General features: G+C 60.2%; 19 protein-coding genes. 7 read left to right on the top strand and 12 right to left on the bottom strand.

What is annotated here, in order from left to right:
• Positions 1-68: 68 nt before the first annotated feature.
• The 6 genes from BM225_RS03015 to BM225_RS02990 all read right to left on the bottom strand — a co-directional run bounded on the left by BM225_RS03015 (position 69) and on the right by BM225_RS02990 (position 6,951).
• Positions 69-1,247 carry a calcium-binding protein gene (locus BM225_RS03015; protein ID WP_072706890.1) on the bottom strand — a complete coding sequence of 393 codons (1,179 nt, stop codon included), beginning with the start codon at positions 1,245-1,247 and terminating at the stop codon, positions 69-71.
• A gap of 194 nt (positions 1,248-1,441) precedes the next feature.
• Positions 1,442-2,185, bottom strand: coding sequence for a sulfite exporter TauE/SafE family protein (locus BM225_RS03010; RefSeq protein ID WP_072706889.1), 744 nt, complete (start codon positions 2,183-2,185; stop codon positions 1,442-1,444).
• Between the two features lie 44 nt (positions 2,186-2,229).
• Positions 2,230-3,177, bottom strand: a complete 948-nt coding sequence (locus BM225_RS03005) for an aldo/keto reductase (protein ID WP_072706888.1) — start codon at positions 3,175-3,177, stop codon at positions 2,230-2,232.
• Positions 3,178-3,216: 39 nt separating this feature from the next.
• Positions 3,217-3,762, bottom strand: a complete 546-nt coding sequence (locus BM225_RS03000; protein ID WP_072706887.1) for a VOC family protein — start codon at positions 3,760-3,762, stop codon at positions 3,217-3,219.
• A 509-nt stretch (positions 3,763-4,271) separates the two neighbouring features.
• A complete protein-coding gene (locus tag BM225_RS02995) occupies positions 4,272-5,879 on the bottom strand; it encodes a peptide chain release factor 3 (protein ID WP_072707248.1) in 1,608 nt (535 codons plus the stop codon).
• A gap of 52 nt (positions 5,880-5,931) precedes the next feature.
• Complete coding sequence (locus BM225_RS02990) at positions 5,932-6,951, bottom strand: Hint domain-containing protein (protein ID WP_072706886.1); 1,020 nt, start codon at positions 6,949-6,951, stop codon at positions 5,932-5,934.
• A 150-nt stretch (positions 6,952-7,101) separates the two neighbouring features.
• Here BM225_RS02990 and BM225_RS02985 point away from each other — a divergent pair, with 150 nt between their 5' ends.
• From BM225_RS02985 to BM225_RS02960, 6 genes are all read left to right on the top strand, one after another.
• Entirely contained in the window at positions 7,102-7,881 is a 780-nt protein-coding gene (locus BM225_RS02985; protein WP_072706885.1) for an SDR family oxidoreductase, read from the top strand.
• 131 nt (positions 7,882-8,012) lie between these two features.
• Complete coding sequence (locus tag BM225_RS02980; protein ID WP_072706884.1) at positions 8,013-9,104, top strand: ABC transporter ATP-binding protein; 1,092 nt, start codon at positions 8,013-8,015, stop codon at positions 9,102-9,104.
• Positions 9,105-9,286: 182 nt separating this feature from the next.
• On the top strand, positions 9,287-9,499 hold the full coding sequence (locus BM225_RS02975) for a twin-arginine translocase TatA/TatE family subunit (RefSeq protein WP_072706883.1): 213 nt from the start codon (positions 9,287-9,289) through the stop codon (positions 9,497-9,499).
• A 6-nt stretch (positions 9,500-9,505) separates the two neighbouring features.
• Positions 9,506-9,967, top strand: a complete 462-nt coding sequence (gene tatB, locus BM225_RS02970) for a Sec-independent protein translocase protein TatB (protein WP_072706882.1) — start codon at positions 9,506-9,508, stop codon at positions 9,965-9,967.
• Positions 9,968-9,979: 12 nt separating this feature from the next.
• Positions 9,980-10,897: a twin-arginine translocase subunit TatC gene (tatC, locus tag BM225_RS02965; RefSeq protein WP_072706881.1), complete on the top strand. Its 918-nt coding sequence runs from the start codon at positions 9,980-9,982 to the stop codon at positions 10,895-10,897.
• The gene (locus BM225_RS02960) at positions 10,894-11,733 is read left to right on the top strand and encodes an ATP-binding protein (RefSeq protein WP_072706880.1); all 840 of its coding nucleotides are present in this window, start codon (positions 10,894-10,896) and stop codon (positions 11,731-11,733) included. The genes tatC and BM225_RS02960 overlap by 4 nt, the downstream gene beginning before the upstream one ends.
• Before the next feature lie 74 nt (positions 11,734-11,807).
• Here BM225_RS02960 and BM225_RS02955 read toward each other — a convergent pair whose 3' ends face one another.
• From BM225_RS02955 to BM225_RS02940, 4 genes are all read right to left on the bottom strand, one after another.
• Entirely contained in the window at positions 11,808-13,049 is a 1,242-nt protein-coding gene (locus tag BM225_RS02955; protein ID WP_245780405.1) for a LysM peptidoglycan-binding domain-containing protein, read from the bottom strand.
• Between the two features lie 30 nt (positions 13,050-13,079).
• Positions 13,080-13,721 carry a protein-L-isoaspartate(D-aspartate) O-methyltransferase gene (locus tag BM225_RS02950; RefSeq protein WP_420809843.1) on the bottom strand — a complete coding sequence of 214 codons (642 nt, stop codon included), beginning with the start codon at positions 13,719-13,721 and terminating at the stop codon, positions 13,080-13,082.
• A 2-nt stretch (positions 13,722-13,723) separates the two neighbouring features.
• Complete coding sequence (gene surE / locus BM225_RS02945; RefSeq protein ID WP_072706878.1) at positions 13,724-14,515, bottom strand: 5'/3'-nucleotidase SurE; 792 nt, start codon at positions 14,513-14,515, stop codon at positions 13,724-13,726.
• 66 nt (positions 14,516-14,581) lie between these two features.
• Positions 14,582-15,238, bottom strand: a complete 657-nt coding sequence (locus tag BM225_RS02940; protein WP_072706877.1) for an SDR family NAD(P)-dependent oxidoreductase — start codon at positions 15,236-15,238, stop codon at positions 14,582-14,584.
• Positions 15,239-15,406: 168 nt separating this feature from the next.
• Between BM225_RS02940 and BM225_RS02935 the strand changes: the two genes are divergently transcribed.
• Positions 15,407-16,021, top strand: a complete 615-nt coding sequence (locus BM225_RS02935) for a glutathione S-transferase family protein (protein ID WP_072706876.1) — start codon at positions 15,407-15,409, stop codon at positions 16,019-16,021.
• On the opposite strand, the gene BM225_RS02930 is transcribed toward BM225_RS02935, so the two are convergent.
• The gene (locus tag BM225_RS02930; RefSeq protein ID WP_072706875.1) at positions 16,018-16,437 is read right to left on the bottom strand and encodes a DUF1284 domain-containing protein; all 420 of its coding nucleotides are present in this window, start codon (positions 16,435-16,437) and stop codon (positions 16,018-16,020) included. The genes BM225_RS02935 and BM225_RS02930 overlap by 4 nt on opposite strands.
• A complete protein-coding gene (gene purF, locus BM225_RS02925; RefSeq protein ID WP_072707244.1) occupies positions 16,434-17,891 on the bottom strand; it encodes an amidophosphoribosyltransferase in 1,458 nt (485 codons plus the stop codon). Before purF ends, BM225_RS02930 begins: the two co-directional genes overlap by 4 nt.
• Positions 17,892-17,964: the final 73 nt, after the last annotated feature.

Here is a 17,964-nt window from a genome sequence, read left to right as displayed (position 1 = left end):
TGGCTCGCGTTAGGGCCAGCCTGAAGCTTTGATAAGGCCAGATGAGGTGCCTAACGCCTGGGCGCCGATTAGAAGTCGACCACGCCTTCGTCCAGCCAAGTCACCCCGACAAGCCGGATCGAGCCATCGTCGTAATCAAGATAGGTGTCGCCGTTCTGGTGAGTGACGGTGACCTCGACATCGCCACCGGAGAACCGGATTGTGTCCTGGCGTTTTTGGAAGTCGAGGATGAGGTCATTCCCTTGGTCCTGACCGCCCGCGGCAAAAATAAAAGTATCCTGATGCCGACCACCCGTCAGAATGTCATCTCCCGTGCCGCCAAAGAGTTTGTCTCGTCCGGTGCCCCCCGACAGGGTGTCGTTCCCCGCGTCGCCCTTGAGCTTGTCATTTCCAGCATCCCCGAAGAGCTCGTCGTCCCCGGCATTGCCGAACAGCTTGTCTTTGCGTTGCTTGCCGGACAGCCAATCGTTTCCGTCGTTCCCAAAGAGCCGATCGTTTCCGCCATCACCCGAAATCGTATCGCTGCCTGCGCCGCCGCGAATGACATCCCGTCCGCCATTTCCAAAAAACAGATCATGGCCTTCGCTGCCCGTGATCTTGTCCCGAAACCGTGTTCCAGCCAGTTCCTCAACGTTGCTAAGGGTGAGGGTGCGCGCGTATTCCGTGCCTGACACCTCTTCGGAGAAGGTGACCATGCCGGTCCCAAGGTTTGCGATCACGCCGGTCGTCAGTTCGCTGAGGACGACGTAATCTGTATCCTCGCCCCCATCAAAGTGATCGGTGATCGCGCGGGCCTGCCCATAGCCCATGGACGCCGTGTAGACGTCGTTCCCGTCCCCACCCGAAACGGAGTCCGCGCCGTAGAAGCCCAGAAAAGATTCGCCATAGACGCCGCCGGTGCCGGTCCAATCTGTCGTCGACAACAGTGTGTTCAGCGCATGCATCGGATCGTCCGCGTCGGCGGTCGCCAGCAGGCTTTGGAACGAGATGTCCGGCAGGCCGTCGATGATCATCGCTACGGAGCCCACATTTGGCCAATAGATGTCTATGTGCCGGACCGTGCCATCGCCCAACCCGTTCATGCCCGACCCAAAGAAGTTGGTGTACGGATCGCGCATCGGGTTTACGCCATAGTCGATCTGCGTGCTGGTGCTGGAGAGAATTTGATTATTGTTGCTCTCGAGAACAGAGAGCAGCAAGAGTTGCATCGCGCCGTGATAATTGTTGTGAGCAAAGGTAGCGGCCATGTTCGATCCTTAGGGTTGGAAAACCGAACAGGCGTGTTCGATTTCGAAATCGCAACGGGGAGTTTTGCGCAGTATCTCTCAATAATACGTTAGAGGCAGTAAGAAGTTGCGGTGGATTTTAACCCCGCCAACCGGATGCGCGCGTTGGCGAATTGGTCGGGGCATGATCATGCTCTACGTGATTGGGCACCCTGTCAGCCTCCGAACCCCTCCATTCCACCGCGGATCAGGAGCAGGATCGACAGGACAAAAAGCATGATTTGGATGATCCTCATGTAAACAGCTTCTGACAGGATTCCGGTGATGTACCGCCCCGCGAATGTCCCAGCGACGCCCGACGCTGCGAGAGCGGCGATCAGCCCCCAATTCAAGCCATCCAACTGGCCAATGGCCCAGTAGGCGGGCAATTTCACCAGATTGCCGATGGCAAAAGCGATGGCGATGGTTCCGGCGAATTCCAGCTTCGGCAGCTTTTGCGGCAGCAAATAGGCTTGGGACGGAGGTGCGCCGGAATGGGTGATGAAGCTGGCTATGCCGGTCAGGGTGCCCCAGAAAACGCCGGGCAGGACCTTGGCCTCGTGCTTTTCAGTTGAGCCGCGTTTTAGCCTAGCGCGGGCGCAAAACCACAGGCCGATCAGACCAGTAAAGATGAGCAGGGCGTATTCCGGCGTGTAAGGGGTGATAAATGTCGCAATGGCGACCCCAAGCAGAATTGATGGCGTCAGGATCAGCAGATTGCGTTTGGAATAATGCTGGCGGTAGAGCCATACGCCGATCCAGTCGGTCACGATGTACACTGGTAGCAGGGTCGCGGCGGCTTTGACCGGGTTCATAAAAAGCGCGAGCATTGGGACCGCGATCGCAGCCGCGGAGGCAAGGCCGCCTTTGGACATCCCGACGATCAGCGCGGCGGTCACAAGAAGAATTGTATCTAGCATTCAGACCGGTTGCGCGGCGCGATTTGGGACACGCCGCGCGCTCCTTAGGCGTTGGTCAGGCGCGACATGTCTTCGTCGGTCAGGCTCAACGCTGCGGCTTTGGCAAAGCTTTCGACTTGGCTCAGGCTGGTGGCTGACGCGATTGGGGCCGTTACGCCATCGCGGGCAATGAGCCACGCAAGCGCTACTTCGGCAGGCTTGGCATTGTGCAGTGCGGCAACATCTTCGAGTATGTCGATCAGCTTCATCCCGCGCTCTGTCAGGTATTTCTCGACCATGCCGCCGCGCTGACGTCCGGCCAGATCGTCCTTGGATCTGTATTTCCCCGACAAAAATCCGGCAGCGAGCGAGAAGTAGGTGACTACGCCGATGTTCTTTTTCAGGCATAGCTCACGCAGCCCGCCATCCAGCGCATCGCGGTCATATAGGTTGTATTCCGGCTGGATCACTTGGTAGGTAGGCAGCCCCTCTGACACAGAGGTGTCGAGCGCGGCACGAAGCAATGTCTCGTCATAGTTTGAGGCACCGATCGCGCGAATCTTGCCCGACTTGAGCAAAGCATCATAGGCGCCGAGGGTTTCGGCATGAGTTACGCTGTCATCAGGCCAGTGCGAAAAGTACAGATCGACGTAGTCGGTTTGCAAACGCGACAGCGATTTGTTGATCGCCGCGCTGATCCAGTCTGCGCCAAGGCCCTTTTGCCCGTCGCCGCCCATGTCCGAGCCGACCTTGGTAAAGAGTTTGACCTTGTCCCGCATGCCGGGCCGTGCCGCGAACCAGTTGCCTAACACCGTCTCGGACTCGCCGCCCGAATTGCCATCGGCCCATGCCGAGTAGACATCTGCGGTGTCGATCGCGTCGAACCCGTGGTCGATAAACGCATCCAGAATTTTGAAGCTTTCGGCTTCGTCGAGGGTCCAGCCAAAGACATTGCCGCCAAAAACGATGGGCGAGATGTTGAAACCGGTGGTGCCGAGGGGAGCGTAATTCATGGGAAATTCCTTGGTTTGTAAATCGGGAACGAGCGTCTCTCAGGACGCCTTTTTCGAGGCCGGCGCAGGGATCCAGCGTGGGCGGCTTGGGTGGCAGTCATAGGACATCGGCGCAGGGAGTTGTTCGAACTCGATCAGCAGACCCCACGGGGTCAGGCCGAACTGGCCGCGGTTCCCGGGTCCTTCTTCCTGATCGCTCAGGTCGTAGGGCCCTTCCAGCAGCTCACCGCCCGCAGCCGCGAAAGCCTGTGTCGCGGCGTCGATATCATCCACCGTCACACTGAAGTGGCTGATGCCGTAATCGGAAATGCTGCGCCCCGTCTCGCCGCCGGGCCGATCAATCTTAAAAACCTCTAGGTTCGCGCCGTTCTGGAGCCGCAGCATTGAAACGGCGACCATGCGGGTGCCTTTGCGCAGTCTGTTCTTTGATCCCACATCCTCGTGGGTGATGGGGTCGTGATCCTTGTCAGTAAGCGAGTAGAGCACTTCGGCCCCAAAGGCGGCTTTGAAAAATCGGATGGCCTCTTCGTGATTTGGAACGGTCAGGCCGATATGCTCGATGCCGCGAATACTGCTCTGGGTCATGGGGTCCCTTTCTCTCTGAACACGTCACTGAAATGCGGGACGGCCTGTTCGAGGCCCGCGACGTTGGGGCATCCAAATTGCCGGATGCAGGTCGCGGACGAGATGACGTCCCAGTCACATTGAGGATGAAATCACCGAAGCCTTGGGCTCCGCGCTTCTCGATGTAAACGTGCGTAAGCTCGTGCTGTTCCAAGCGTTTATGGCATAGCCGTCTTGCACTGGTCTTCTCGGGTCAGACAGAACTGGGTTTCGTCTTATGCCAGCAAAGCCAGTGAGTCGTTCGTAGCTGAGGATGCGAACGATGCTCGGCTCAGCTGACATGCCAAACCGTCCGCTTTCGAGGCGTCCGATAGCTGGGGGCGTGAACTTTAGGGGAGTAGTCCTAAGGGAGCGATTTGCGTAGTAATTTGCCCGCCGCGTTCAAAAAACGCAGCGGGGCGAAGCGTCGATCGCGCATCTGGCTGACGGTATCAGCCTTTGGCAAGTTGGGGCGCAGAACGCCCCAGCTATTAGACCATCATTTCTTTGGTCGCGGTCAGGCTTAGTTCGGGGTGATCGCGGACCACGCGGTCGATGTCCCACTGCATGCGGGTTAGGTACACAACGTCGCCATCGTGATCGAACGCGATGTGCTGCTTGTTCGTGTTGACGAACTTGTCCACGTCAGCCTTGGCACCGGACACCCAACGGGCGCTGGTGAACTGGCTCGCCTCAAACCGGACGGGCAGGCCGTACTCAAGCTCGATCCGGCTGGCCAAAACTTCGAACTGCAGCGCGCCCACCACGCCGACGATAAAGCCCGAGCCAATGTTCGGTTTGAACACCTTGGCCGCGCCTTCTTCGGCGAATTGCATCAGCGCCTTTTCAAGGTGCTTGGCCTTCATCGGGTCGCCCGCGCGGACGCCCTGCAACAGTTCCGGTGCAAAGCTGGGGATGCCGGTGGCGCGGATGGTCTCGCCTTCGGTCAGGGTGTCGCCGATGCGAAGCTGACCGTGGTTCGGGATGCCGATGATGTCGCCCGCCCAAGCCTCTTCGGCCAGTTCGCGGTCCGACGCGAGGAACAGCACGGGGTTCGAGATCGCCATAGGCTTCTTGGTGCGCACATGGGTCAGCTTCATGCCGCGCTTGAAGTGGCCCGAGGCCAGACGCACAAACGCCACGCGGTCGCGGTGCTTGGGGTCCATGTTCGCCTGCACCTTAAAGACAAAGCCCGCGACTTTGGTTTCATCGGGGCTGATCTGGCGAGGATCGGCGCTTTGGGGCTGGGGTTCGGGACCGTAGTTGGCAATCCCGTCCATCAGTTCCTTGACGCCAAAGCTGTTGATCGCAGAGCCGAACCAGATCGGGGTCATGTGCCCTTCGAGCACCGACTGAGGGTCGAGCGCGGGCAGCAGTTCGCGGGCCATCTCGACCTCTTCGCGCAGCTGGTCCAGCATGTCGGCGGGGATGTGTTCTGCCAGTTTGGGATCGTCCAAACCTTGGATCTTGATCGACTCGGCGACTTTGTTCCGGTCGGCGCGGTCCATCAGTTCCAGCCGGTCGTTGATCATGTCGTAGCAGCCCAAGAAATCGCGGCCCATGCCGATCGGCCAGCTGGCAGGCGTCACGTCGATGGCGAGGTTTTCTTGGATCTCGTCGATGATCTCGAAGGTATCGCGGCTCTCGCGGTCCATCTTGTTACAGAAGGTCAGGATGGGCAGGTCGCGCAAGCGGCAGACCTCGAACAGTTTCTGGGTCTGGCTTTCAACGCCTTTTGCGCCGTCGATCACCATGATCGCCGCGTCCACCGCCGTCAGGGTGCGGTAGGTGTCTTCGGAAAAGTCCGAGTGACCGGGGGTGTCGACAAGGTTGAAACGAAATTCACGGAAATCGAACGACATCGCCGAGGCGCTGACCGAGATCCCGCGATCCTGTTCCATCTTCATGAAGTCAGAACGCGTGCGGCGCGCTTCGCCTTTGGCGCGCACCTGACCGGCCATCTGGATCGCGCCACCATAGAGCAGGAATTTTTCCGTCAGAGTCGTCTTACCGGCGTCGGGGTGCGAGATGATCGCAAAAGTCCGGCGGCGGGCGATTTCAGGGGGTAGGGCGGGGCGATTAGAAGATGTATCCAGCATGGCCTCGCGCATACAGCGCCCGCTGGATTTCGGCAAGCCTGCCTTGCGATCCCTAGCCCGAAGAGGCGCTGCGGATGCGTTTCAGGATGTCCGGCGATTGCAGCAGGCTTTCGGGCACTTCGAGCGACTGGGAGGTCAATCCCGCCTCGCCAAGCGCACTGTCCGCAACGCTCTGGATCACGTCGTCTGGCAGAGCGGCCTCTGTGCGCAGGTCCAAAAGCAGCGTTTCGGCGGCGATGCCTTCGGCGTAGATGATCTGGTGTTCATCAAACAGCAGCTGGAAATAGTCGACGAACCCGCCTTCGCGCCAATAGATCGTGTCGCCATTCACAAGGTGCCGCGCTTTGATCAACACTTCGGAGCGGCCCGCCCCAAGATGGTCCTGACGCTGATAAATAAAGAGCCGGTGTTCGGGGCTGACCACCAGATCGTGTTCGTTGTTCAACGTTCCAGCGGTGATCACGATAGGTGCAAAGGCCCCAGCCGCGCGCACTGTGGTCTGGCCGATCCAGCGGATCTGCTGCACACCGCAATCCCGGGTCAAAACGCGGTCTCCGACCTGCAGTTCCTCGATAGGGGTCTGTCGGCCCGAGGCCAAAGTGATATGTGTGCCGCGTGAAAACGCCACACAGGCCACTTGGGCCAGTTTTTGGGCAGCGTCATCGGTACTGATCCCGACCAGCGTATAATCGTCGCCTGGCACCAGACGAGCGAGGGGCAGTAGGTACACTTCTTGCACGTCCATCTCGTCATCCAGTTCAACGAGAATCAGCGCTTCGGTCGTGTCGCCGCGTGGGGACATCAAGGTGATGCAGCTGTCCAGCACGGTCAGGTTTCCCGCCAGACCGACTTCGGTATCCGGCGCGATGCGCGCTTTGCTGCGGGTTTCGGGCAGAATGGACAGACGCGCGGGTGCGCCTTTTTCCAAGCAGTACACGTCATCCAGCGCCAAATCTTCGGCAAAGGAAAGGGTGTCACCGATGTTGGCACCTGAAACCACGATGAACTGTTCGCTCCGGAAGACGGGCAAACTTTGCGGCGGTAGGGACGTGGCTCGGGGCGAATTGCCCATAGGGTGGGTTTCCTTTGTCTCGCTACTGATTACTTATTCAAGGAATGAAGGCGAATCTAGGTCAGCTTTGTGATGGGTCGGGCAATTGGCCGGAAGACATTGTAAAGAACGACCGAAAGTTCAGCTAAATAAGCTCAAGGGGAGAGAATAATGGATTTGGGTATCGCAGGTAAACGCGCACTGGTCTGTGCATCCAGCAAGGGGCTGGGCCGTGGCTGCGCCGAAGCACTGGCCGAAGCGGGCGTCAATCTGGTGATGAACGCACGTGGCGTTGAGGCGTTGGAAGCCACCGCCGCAGAGATCCGCGAAAAGTATGGCGTGACCGTCGAAACCGTGGCCTGCGACGTGACCACCGAAGAAGGACGCGCGCAACTGTTGGAAGTGGCCGGACAGGTCGACATTCTGGTGAACAACGCGGGCGGCCCCCCTCCGGGTAGCTGGAAGGACTGGGACCGCGAGGATTTCATTGCAGCGCTGGATGCGAACATGCTGGCACCGATCGCACTGATCAAAGCGCTTGTCCCCGGTATGGAAGAGCGCGGCTGGGGCCGCGTGGTGAACATCACCAGCGTTTCGGTCAAGGCACCCATCGCGGCTTTGGGGCTGTCGAACTCGGCCCGCGCGGGTCTGACCGGTTACGTGGCGGGTACCTCGCGTCAGGTCGCGCCAAGCGGTGTGATCATGAACAACCTGCTGCCCGGCATCCACGCGACCGACCGCATGATTGCGCTGGACGGAAACACCGCCAAGACCGAAGGCATCACAGTCGAAGAGGCGCGTTCCCGGCGTCTGGCTAGCATCCCGACCGGCGCATATGGCGATGCTCGTGACTTTGGCGCGACATGCGCGTTCATGTGCTCGCAATACGCCAAGTTCATGGTCGGGCAGAACGTGCTCTTGGACGGCGGCGCCACCAACACCACGATGTAAATTCCAATCCCGCCCCTGACGGTCCTGTCAAAAACGCAGGGCCGACCCTGCAGCTTTGCTTGCAGGGCAGGGGCGGGCTTGCTATCAGCCGAGGACCCGACAGAAATAGTCGGAAAGTAAAGAGGACAGACTTGCCCCATACTGCACCCATCCCGCGCCTCGAGATCCGTAACCTGACCCGTAGTTTCGAGGGCAATCAGGTTGTGAAAGGCGTCTCGCTCAAGGTGTTGCCGGGTCAGGTGACCTGTCTGTTGGGGCCTTCTGGATGCGGCAAATCCACGACCCTGCGGATGATCGCGGGTGTCGAGATGCAGGACAGCGGCGAGATTTACGTTGATGGCAACCTGATCTGTGACACGGTGTTTCGCGTGCCGCCAGAGCGCCGCTCGATCGGCCTCATGTTTCAGGATTTCGCCCTGTTTCCCCACCTGAGCGTAGCCGAGAATGTCGCTTTTGGCCTCAAGGGTGACAAAGACAGCAAGCGGGCCCGCGTCGAGGAACTGCTGAACAAGGTGGCCATGGGCCGCTACATCGATTCTTATCCGCACGAACTGTCAGGGGGCGAGCAACAGCGTGTCGCCTTGGCCCGCGCACTGGCGCCCAAGCCCCGCATCATGCTGATGGACGAGCCCTTCTCGGGGCTTGATAATCGTCTGCGCGACGATATCCGTGATGAAACCTTGGCCGTTCTCAAAGACGAAGACACTGCAGTCCTGCTCGTGACCCACGAGCCCGAAGAGGCGATGCGCATGGCGGACGAAATCGCTCTGATGCGCGACGGTTTGATCGTCCAGCAGGGTGCACCCTATAACATCTACAACAATCCCGTCGATAAGCGCGCAGTCGCTTTCTTTAGTGACATCAATGTGTTGCGCGGCACTGTGAAGGGGGCTTTGACAGAAACGCCCTTTGGTCAGTTCCTTGCGCCTGGTGTGCCTGACGGTGCCGAAGTGGATATCGTGATCCGCCCGCAGCATATCCGGATTGACTTTGATCGCGGGGGACGCGGTCCGAACCCGACGCCGACTGATGGCACCCCCGCACGGGGTATTGTGGAACGTGCCCGTTTTATGGGCAAAGAGAGTCTGGTCGAATTCCGTATGGACTACGATGGCTCGATTCTGCGGGCAAACGTCCCCGGTGTGTTCCTGCCCAAGCCCGGAAAACCCCTGTGGCTCATGCTGCGGCGCGACCGATGCTTTGTGTATCCGGCGACTGTCTAAAGGCGCCTGCAAGCTGGCGAAAAGTTGCCCGTGGCAAGCAGCTTACGAAACAAATGCAAAAAATCCGACATTAGGGACCGTTTCGCGCTTTTAACCCTGCGACAGACTCCATACATATTGTTGCGATGTTTGTGCGAGGCTCGGCGACATAATGGATCGGGCCCCTGCAAGGGAGAGAATACATGCTGAATAACATCGGGCTGCCCGGTCTTCTTCTGATCGCTGTTGTTGTGCTGGTCCTGTTCGGACGCGGCAAGATCAGCTCGCTGATGGGCGAAGTTGGCAAGGGCATCACCGCCTTCAAAAAGGGCGTCAAGGACGGCTCTGAAGAGCTGGAAGACAAAAGTGATGACGCGCGCGACGTGACCCCCGCCGAAGAAAAAGACAAGGCGTAAGCCCACATGCTTGACCTTGGCTGGAGCGAGTTGCTGCTGATCGGGATCGTGGCGCTGATCGTCGTCGGTCCCAAGGACTTGCCTGTACTGTTCCGCAACGTCGGACGGTTCGTGGGCAAGGCCAAAGGCATGGCCCGCGAATTCTCTCGGGCGATGGAACAGGCCGCCGACGATGCTGGCGTCAAAGATGCTGCCAACAGCTTCAAGAGCGCCGCGTCCTACAAGGACATGGGCCTCGACAGCGTCAAAGATGCGGCCAAGAGCTTCACCGACTGGAACCCTGACGCTGAGGCGCGGGGCATGGACGAAAAGCGGGCGGACGCCGCACGCAAGATCCATGACGCAACTGCCCGCAAGGCGCAGACCCGTCAGGACGCCGAAGCCAAGGCCGCCGCAGATGCCGCCAGCGCAGACGCGCCTGCCAGCCCTGCACCGGCACCGGCCAGCACCAGTGGCGACAGGGAATAACGGACCCCGTACATGACCAAAACCGACGAGATCGAAGATTCCTCGGCCCCGCTGATCGAGCATCTGGCTGAGCTTCGTACCCGACTGATCCGCGCCATGCTGGCCTTTGTGGTTGGCATGGTGATCTGTTTCACCGTGTGGAACCCGATCTTCAACTTCCTGACCGAGCCTCTGTGCTCGGCGCTCGCCGCACGCGGGCAGGAGGATTGCGGCCTTGTACTGATCAAGCTGCAAGAGGGCTTCTTTGTGGCTGTGTCGATCTCGCTCTTGGGCGGTTTGGTGCTGTCCTTCCCGATGATCAGCTACCAGCTGTGGCGCTTTGTTGCGCCGGGTCTGTACAAATCCGAGAAGGGCGCTTTCCTGCCGTTCTTGGTGGCTTCGCCCTTCATGTTCTTTCTCGGGGCATCGTTCGCTTATTTCGTTGTGACGCCGATGGCGTTCGACTTCTTCCTTGGCTTCCAACAAGATGGCGTCTTGGTGACAGATGGCGAAGTGCAGCAGACCCAGCATAGCGCGATTGCCTTTATGGGCTCTGCGCAAGAATACCTGAGCCTGACCATCAAGTTCATCGTGGCGTTTGGTCTGTGTTTCCAGCTGCCTGTCTTGCTGACCTTGCTTGGGAAGGCCGGCATTGTCAGCGCAGAGGGCCTTGGTGCGGTGCGGAAATACGCAGTGGTGGCGATCCTGATCCTCGCCGCTGTGGTGACGCCGCCGGATATTATCACGCAGGTGATCCTGTTTGTCGTGGTCTACGGTCTGTACGAAATCTCGATCTTCCTTGTTGCCCGTGTTGAGAAAAAGCGCGAGGCGCGTCTACGGGCCGAAGGCTACTATGACGACGAAGAAGAAGAGGATCTGGCCGAAGATCCCCTGATCAAGAATGATCCTTTGATGAAGGAATTCGACGAGGACGAAGAGGACCGCAAGTGACCGATCCTTTGGAACGTATTGCAGCGGCGCTGGAGCGGATGGCTCCGGCGCCGCTTGCCGCTCCGGACTTTGACAGTGCTGATGCTTTCTTGTGGCAAACTGCGCCAGAGCGTTTGACCCCTGTGAACAAAGTGTCCCGCGTGGATTTCGACCTGCTGGTCGGCATCAACCGGAGCCGCGACACGTTGCTGGCCAACACCCGCCAGTTCGCCAAAGGCTTTCCTGCGAACAACGCGTTGCTTTGGGGCGCGCGGGGCATGGGCAAATCCAGTCTGGTTAAGGCCGTGCACGCCAAGCTGCTGGATGAAGGCTTGCCGCTGAAAGTGGTCGAACTCGCCCGCGAGGACCTACCCACCGTAGCGCGTCTGATGGACCTGCTGCGCGAGGCGCCCCAGCGCCGGTTTATTCTGTTCTGTGATGACCTCAGCTTCAGCCACGACGACCAGCACTACAAATCGCTCAAGGCCGTTCTGGATGGCGGTATCGCAGGGCGTCCGGACAACGTGATTTTCTATGCGACCTCGAACCGGCGTCACCTGATGCCGCGGGACATGATCGAGAACGAACGCTCCAGCGCGATCAATCCTGCGGAAGCGGTCGAAGAAAAGGTTTCTCTGTCGGATCGTTTCGGGCTTTGGCTGGGCTTCCATCCCTGTTCGCAGGACGAATACATGTCGATGATCTTTGGCTACGTTGCGGCCCATGGCATGACCGTAGACGAAGAAACTGTGCGCGCCGAGGCGATTGAATGGACAGCAACACGTGGGGCCCGTTCTGGCCGCGTGGCGTGGCAGTTCTTTACCGATCTGGCAGGACGGCACGACGTTTCGCTCTGACCGTTACCTCAGCTCTCAAACAAAAAGGCCCCTTCGCAGTGAAGGGGCCTTTTGCATCTCTGGGTGATGCCAGATCAGTTCAGGTAATCTGTCGGATCGACGCTTTCAAAGCCATCGCGGACCTCGAAGTGCAGGATCGCAGGGCTGCCTGCGCGGACCTTCGCGATGGTCTGGCCACGGCTGACAGTGTCGCCTTTCTTGACCTGCAGGTCGTCGATATAGGCATAGACGGTCAGCAGATTGCCTGCGTGTTTGACCACGAGGATTGGCACCTGATTGGCGTCAGCGGTGATCGCAGCAACGGTACCCGCCTCGGCTGCTTTGACCGATGTGCCAGCCGAAGACGCAATGTCGATACCCTCGTTGGTGCCCTTCTTGTAATCGCGGACGATGTTGCCCTGCACGGGCCAGCCCAGACGACCACCTGCCTTGGCGGTTTGCTTGACCTCGGGGGCAGCAGGCGCTGCGACCGGTTCAGAGGCCGCTTGGGTCTGCTCTTTGGGCAGCGGCGTGGTGGCCGACGGCGGGGTCGGTGTTGGCGATCCGTTGCCCGGCGACTGAGGCTTCTCTGCGACGGCTGTGCTGGCGGCAGTGCGGGCTGCAGCGGTCTGTTCGCTGACAGGAATCAGCAGCACCTGTCCTTCGCGGACGGTGAAGTTGCTATCCAGACCGTTCCACTCGCCTAGGCTGCGCACTGACACGCCGTACTGGCGCGCAATGATAAAGGCAGTCTCGCCGCGCACGACTTTGTGGCGCACTGGGGTCGGTCCTGCGGGCGCCGCAGGGGCGGGCGTCGCGTTTGCGGGTGGCGAAATGGTGGTCGGGCTGTTTTCGATGGCATTGCCGGCCATGGTGGTGATGTCCACGGACGGGGCCCCGAGCGAGGTCGTCTGAATACCGGAAGGTGCGCTAATGCTGTTGTCGATCTTGGTCGGCAGGGCCAGCAATTCGTTGCGCTGCAAGCGGTCGCCGGTTTTCAAGCCGTTATACGACGCCAATTCTTGGGCGCTGATCCCCAGACGGTCGGCCACTTGCTGCACGGTTTCACCGTTGCGAGCGAGCGCCACTTGATAGCTGGGGTAGGAAATTACACCACGGGCGTCGGGGGCAGGGCGGCTTAGGGTGCCGCCGGTGACGGCGGACGAGGTATCAAACCCCTTGCCGACGCTGCGAAAATCTACATCCATGCTGTTGGGGTCACACGCGGACAGCAGTCCGACACCAAGAACAGCAGTCATGGCTTTGGGAAAGCGCATGTAGGCGAAGCGGGTCATCTCGATCATCCTCTCGTGCGGGCTCTTGTCGTCTGCGGCCATTGGCAGGGCCCTTGGGTACTAAAAATAAACCTAGTCTTTTCCAAGCCCCTCGACGAGAGGCACAAAGCGCACAGGGCGCAATTCGTCGTAATGCAGGCCATCTTCGGTCTTTGTGACGCGGATCAAGCTCTGGACGGCGTCTGATTGGCCGACCGGTAGCACCATGATACCGCCGACCTTGAGTTGGGCCAAGAGCGGACCCGGGGGGTCTTCGGCTGCGGCGGTCAGAATAATGCGGTCGAAAGGCGCCTGCTCGGGCAGACCATAGCTGCCATCGGCAATCAGAGCCGTGATGTTGTTCAGATCAAGTCTGCGAAACAGGGACATCGCGTCTTTGACCAAGCGGGCGTGGCGGTCCACCGTGTAAACGCGGCGCACCAATTGCGACAGGATCGCGGCTTGATAGCCAGAACCTGTACCGACCTCTAGCACCTTGTCCCGAGGGGACAGTTTCAGTGCTTGGGTCATCATGGCGACGACTGACGGCTGTGAAATTGTCTGCCCACAGGCAATGGGCAGGGGGGTGTCCTCATAGGCGCGGGCCGAGAAGATGCCTTTGACAAAATAGGAGCGGTCGATGGCCTCCATTGCGGACAGCACACGCGCATCCGTCACCCCGTGCGAGCGCAGGGCGAACATGAATTGCATCTTCTGCTGGGCTGCCTCGTCCATCATCATCCCTGATTCAGGGCGTCGCCGAGTGCACCCAGCATGTCATGGGCCGTGAAATCGGCACGCATGGGGGTGACCGAGATATAACCATTCAGGTTCACGTCCGCGTCGCAGCCCTCTTGGGTCACGGCGCGCTGGTCGCCGCCACGGGCCCACAGGAACATCCGGCCAGACGGCGCTTTGTGCGGCTCGACCGCGAAACTGGTGCCAAGGCGCAGACCTTGGGGCGCAGCGCGCACGCCCTTGACACCAGCAGCAGGTACAGGCGGGAAGTTCACGTTGTAAAACGTGCGGTAGGTGGGGCCATCCGGCAGACCGGCGTCCAGAATTTTCTGGATGGTGGCTGCGCCGTGGGTGCGCGATGCCTCGAACGGGTCTTCGATGTCGTAGTTTTCCGGCCCGAGGTATTGCGACAGCGCAAAGGACGGGATGCCCTGAAGCGCCCCTTCGAGCGCGCCACCAAGGGTGCCCGAGTAGAGCGCGTTCTCGGCCGAGTTGTTACCACGGTTAACGCCCGACAGGATCAGATCCGGAGGCGTGTCTTTCAGAACGTGGTGGACACCGGCCAGCACGCAATCGGCGGGGCTGCCCTCTGCCGCGAAGCGGCGGGGCCCCATCTGTGCGATCATCGTGGGATGGGTGTAGCTGATGCAGTGAGAAACGCCCGACTGCTCGAACGCGGGGGCAACGACCCAAACCTCGCCATCTGGACCGGCAAGTGTGGTGGCAATCTCTTCGAGCGCGACCAGGCCGGGCGCGTTGATGCCGTCGTCGTTGGTAATGAGAATGCGCATGACCTGCCCCTGAACTGTTTCTTAATTCGTGAATAGTTCAGGCAAAGGGGCAGGTCCAGCGGTGGGTCAGGCGAAAAGCTGATCCAACAGTTTTTTGGCAACATCCATTGGCGCATTCAGCGCCTCACGGTCCTCGCCAGGGTGGAAACGAGCGCGTGTGGCGGTCGGCATTGGATCAGGCTCGGTGATCACGACGCGCGGGCCAAGGCGCTCGGTCTCTTTTTGCCAGCTGCGGGCAAGGGCGATCTGTGCTGTTTTGGTGGCGCCATAGGCACCGTACAGCTTCTCGCCTGCCTTGGGATCGTCAAAGAAGACAGCGGTGCCTTTGTCGCCAAGAAGCGGCGAGATGTAAGGGATCAGCACACCGGTTGCGGTGGCGTTGACCGCCATCGACTTGTCCCAATCCTTGGCCATGATGTGGTCGGCAGGGGTCAGCGCGGTGGCGTGCACCGCAGTGTGCGCCCAGAGGTCGATTTTGCCCCAGCGGTCATAGATGCTGCGGCACAGTTGGGCCATCGCGTCGCGGTTGGTGATGTCCATCGGGGCCAGCGTGGCGCTGCCGCCCCGCGCCTGAATGCGGTCATCCAGCTCTTCGAGCGCGCCAGTGGTGCGGGCCACGGCAACGATGTGGTACTCGGCCGAGAGTAGCTCGGACAGGGCGGCCCCGAGGCCGCGCGAGGCGCCGGTCACAAGGGCGATCTTGGGTGCGTTGGTCTGTTCCATGGGCGATCAGATTTCAGGGTTTGGCGGTGGGATCAAGATGGCATCGCTGCAAATTGGCGGCCCTGCGGCGAAAAGAGCGGTGAAACGCGCGGCGCACGCTCTCTTTGGTTGACAGACGCGCGGCCCTGCGCGGAACTGAGCGCATAGATTAAACTACGGAAATTTCCAATGACTGAGATCGTGCTCTACGGCCATCCTGATTCCGGCCACGCTTGCAAAGTCGCTTTGGCCTTGTCGCTGGCCGAGATTCCCCACCGGACCGTGTTCGTGGATATCTGGGCCGAACGCGCCACGCGGCCCACGGATTTTCTGGCGGTCAGCCCCTTGGGCGAGGTGCCGGTGCTGGTGATTGATGGCACGCCGTACTTCCAGTCAGGGGCGATCCTGATGCAGATCGCGGAACGTTTTGGCGTTTTGGGAGGCGAAAGCGCCGAAGGCACCGCGCGGGGCCGTAGTCTGCTGATGTGGGAGGCGAACCGGATTGGCATGTGTTTGCCCCAACTGAAGCAAGCGCATGTGGACCAGTTTGTCGGCTGGGATCCTGCGGTGATCAAATGGCTCGAAGGGCGCTATGCGGTCGATGCGGCGAATTTCGATGTGCTGCTGGGGGATGCGCCGTTCCTGCACGGGGATGCACCTGGCTTTGGCGACGTGCAGGTCTGGGGTTACGTGCAGTGGGTGCGCGAGGCGGGTCAAGAGCCGACCGAAAAGATGCAGGCATGGATGGACCGGATGCTGGCGCTGCCGGCCATGCGGACGCCGGCAGAATTCTTTCCGGCCTAAGCGCCGCGGTGCAAATCGCTGAGGGCTGACTTGCACAGCCCCAGCTCCAGCCATTTACATCCCTTGCACAGGCTATCCAGATCGTCAGGCCGCACCTTTTCGCGGATGCGCATTTTGGCTTGTCCCCACGTCAGCACGTCCCCGTGCTTCAGGTTCAGGGCAGCGGCATGGCGACCGTCCAGAGCATCAATTTCGGCTTGGTTCGTGCATCCCTCGCCACGGCGTTTGGGGCAGGGGGCGCACAGGCTGTCCGCAGAGGCGCGCACGCGGATCAGGGTGTGGTCGCCACCATTGGCAAAAAGCCCGTTGGTGACGATCTGTGTCATATTTGCCGTAAAGGCGTCAGAATACCCTTTGCCCCGATAACCCAGAGCACAGAGAAAGTGGTGGGGCCTGAATGTCAGGCCCCCCGTCATTCTGCGGCCTTCAGCTCAAAGCCTTTTTCGATCATGTCGCGCGGACGCACGGGGTATTCGCCCGAGAAGCACGCGTCACAGAACTGCGGGCAGCTGTTGTTGCGGCCTTCGGCTTCGCCTGCAGCGCGGTACAGACCATCCAGCGAGATGAACTTGAGGCTGTCGACACCGAGGTAGTCGCACATTTCCTCTTCGCTCATGCGGGCCGCCAGCAGCTTCTCTCGGTCGGGGGTGTCCACACCGTAGAAGCAGGGCCACGCGGTGGGCGGCGACGCGATACGGAAGTGCACTTCGGCAGCGCCTGCGTCCAGCAGCATGTCCTTGATCTTGCGGCTGGTGGTGCCGCGCACAACCGAGTCGTCCACGAGGATAACGCGTTTGCCTTTGATCAGGGCGCGGTTCACGTTCAGCTTCAGACGCACACCCATGTTCCGGATCTGCTCTGTCGGCTCAATGAACGTCCGGCCCATGTACTGGTTGCGGATGATGCCCATTCCGTAGGGAATGCCGGATTCGTGGCTGAACCCGATCGCAGCGGGGGTGCCGCTGTCTGGAACGGGGCAGACCAGATCCGCATCAACGGCAGCTTCTCGCGCGAGTTCCACACCGATCTGGCGGCGGGTCTCGTAAACCGAGCGGCCCCCAAGGATCGAGTCGGGACGCGAGAAGTACACCTGCTCGAACACGCAGAAGCGCGATTTCGCGGCTTCGAAGGGGCGGTGCGATTTCAGGTGACCATGTTCGATCACCACCATCTCGCCGGGCTCGACTTCGCGAACGAACTCTGCACCGATGATGTCCAGCGCACAGGTTTCCGACGACAGCGCGTAGCCATCATCGCCGATGCGGCCAATCACCAGCGGGCGCACGCCCAAGGGATCACGGACACCAATCAGCTTGGTGCGGGTCATGGCGACGACGCTGAACGCGCCTTCGACACGGCGCAGGGCGTCTTTCATCCGCTCGGGCACGTTCTGTTGCAGCGAACGGGCCATCAGATGGATGATGCATTCCGAATCCGAGCTGGACTGGAAGATCGACCCACGCTCGATCAGTTCGCGGCGCAGGGCGTTTGCGTTGGTGATGTTCCCGTTGTGGGCAATGGCAGCACCACCCATCGAGAATTCACCAAAGAACGGCTGCACGTCGCGGATCGCGGTGTTGCCTTTGGAGCCAGCGGTCGAATAACGCACGTGGCCGATCGCAAGCGGACCGGGCAGCGTCTCCATCAGGCTCTGTTTCGTAAAGTTATCACGGACATAGCCGAAGCGGCGTGCCGAATTGAAACCCTGTTCCGGATCGTGGCTGACAATACCGCCGGCTTCCTGACCACGGTGCTGCAGTGCGTGAAGGCCAAGAGCAACAAAGTTTGCTGCGTCTTGTACACCGACAACACCGAAAACACCGCACTCTTCGCGCAGTTTGTCATCATCGAACGGATGGGCGGGGGGCATCTGGGCGGTCAAGAGGGGTCTCCGAATCCAAGAATGGCCTAGCACGGCCCCATATAAGGGCCGTGCGCAGAAG

The organism is Donghicola eburneus, from assembly GCF_900115865.1.
Classification (GTDB): Bacteria; Pseudomonadota; Alphaproteobacteria; order Rhodobacterales; family Rhodobacteraceae; genus Donghicola; species Donghicola eburneus.
This window is presented reverse-complemented; position numbering and strand designations above follow the sequence as displayed.

Bases quoted from the DNA above. Each gene is read 5' to 3' on its own strand.
- BM225_RS02955 (WP_245780405.1), bottom strand. From the start codon at position 13,049: ATGGCCGCAGACGACAAGAGCCCGCACGAGAGGATGATCGAGATGACC.
- BM225_RS03000 (WP_072706887.1), bottom strand. From the start codon at position 3,762: ATGACCCAGAGCAGTATTCGCGGCATCGAGCATATCGGCCTGACCGTT.
- BM225_RS03005 (WP_072706888.1), bottom strand. From the start codon at position 3,177: ATGAATTACGCTCCCCTCGGCACCACCGGTTTCAACATCTCGCCCATC.
- surE (WP_072706878.1), bottom strand. From the start codon at position 14,515: ATGCGCATTCTCATTACCAACGACGACGGCATCAACGCGCCCGGCCTG.
- BM225_RS02990 (WP_072706886.1), bottom strand. From the start codon at position 6,951: ATGGGCAATTCGCCCCGAGCCACGTCCCTACCGCCGCAAAGTTTGCCC.
- tatC (WP_072706881.1), top strand. From the start codon at position 9,980: ATGACCAAAACCGACGAGATCGAAGATTCCTCGGCCCCGCTGATCGAG.
- tatB (WP_072706882.1), top strand. From the start codon at position 9,506: ATGCTTGACCTTGGCTGGAGCGAGTTGCTGCTGATCGGGATCGTGGCG.
- BM225_RS02975 (WP_072706883.1), top strand. From the start codon at position 9,287: ATGCTGAATAACATCGGGCTGCCCGGTCTTCTTCTGATCGCTGTTGTT.
- BM225_RS02940 (WP_072706877.1), bottom strand. From the start codon at position 15,238: ATGGAACAGACCAACGCACCCAAGATCGCCCTTGTGACCGGCGCCTCG.
- BM225_RS03015 (WP_072706890.1), bottom strand. From the start codon at position 1,247: ATGGCCGCTACCTTTGCTCACAACAATTATCACGGCGCGATGCAACTC.
- BM225_RS02930 (WP_072706875.1), bottom strand. From the start codon at position 16,437: ATGACGGGGGGCCTGACATTCAGGCCCCACCACTTTCTCTGTGCTCTG.
- BM225_RS03010 (WP_072706889.1), bottom strand. From the start codon at position 2,185: ATGCTAGATACAATTCTTCTTGTGACCGCCGCGCTGATCGTCGGGATG.
- purF (WP_072707244.1), bottom strand. From the start codon at position 17,891: ATGCCCCCCGCCCATCCGTTCGATGATGACAAACTGCGCGAAGAGTGC.
- BM225_RS02985 (WP_072706885.1), top strand. From the start codon at position 7,102: ATGGATTTGGGTATCGCAGGTAAACGCGCACTGGTCTGTGCATCCAGC.
- BM225_RS02995 (WP_072707248.1), bottom strand. From the start codon at position 5,879: ATGCTGGATACATCTTCTAATCGCCCCGCCCTACCCCCTGAAATCGCC.
- BM225_RS02935 (WP_072706876.1), top strand. From the start codon at position 15,407: ATGACTGAGATCGTGCTCTACGGCCATCCTGATTCCGGCCACGCTTGC.
- BM225_RS02950 (WP_420809843.1), bottom strand. From the start codon at position 13,721: ATGGACGAGGCAGCCCAGCAGAAGATGCAATTCATGTTCGCCCTGCGC.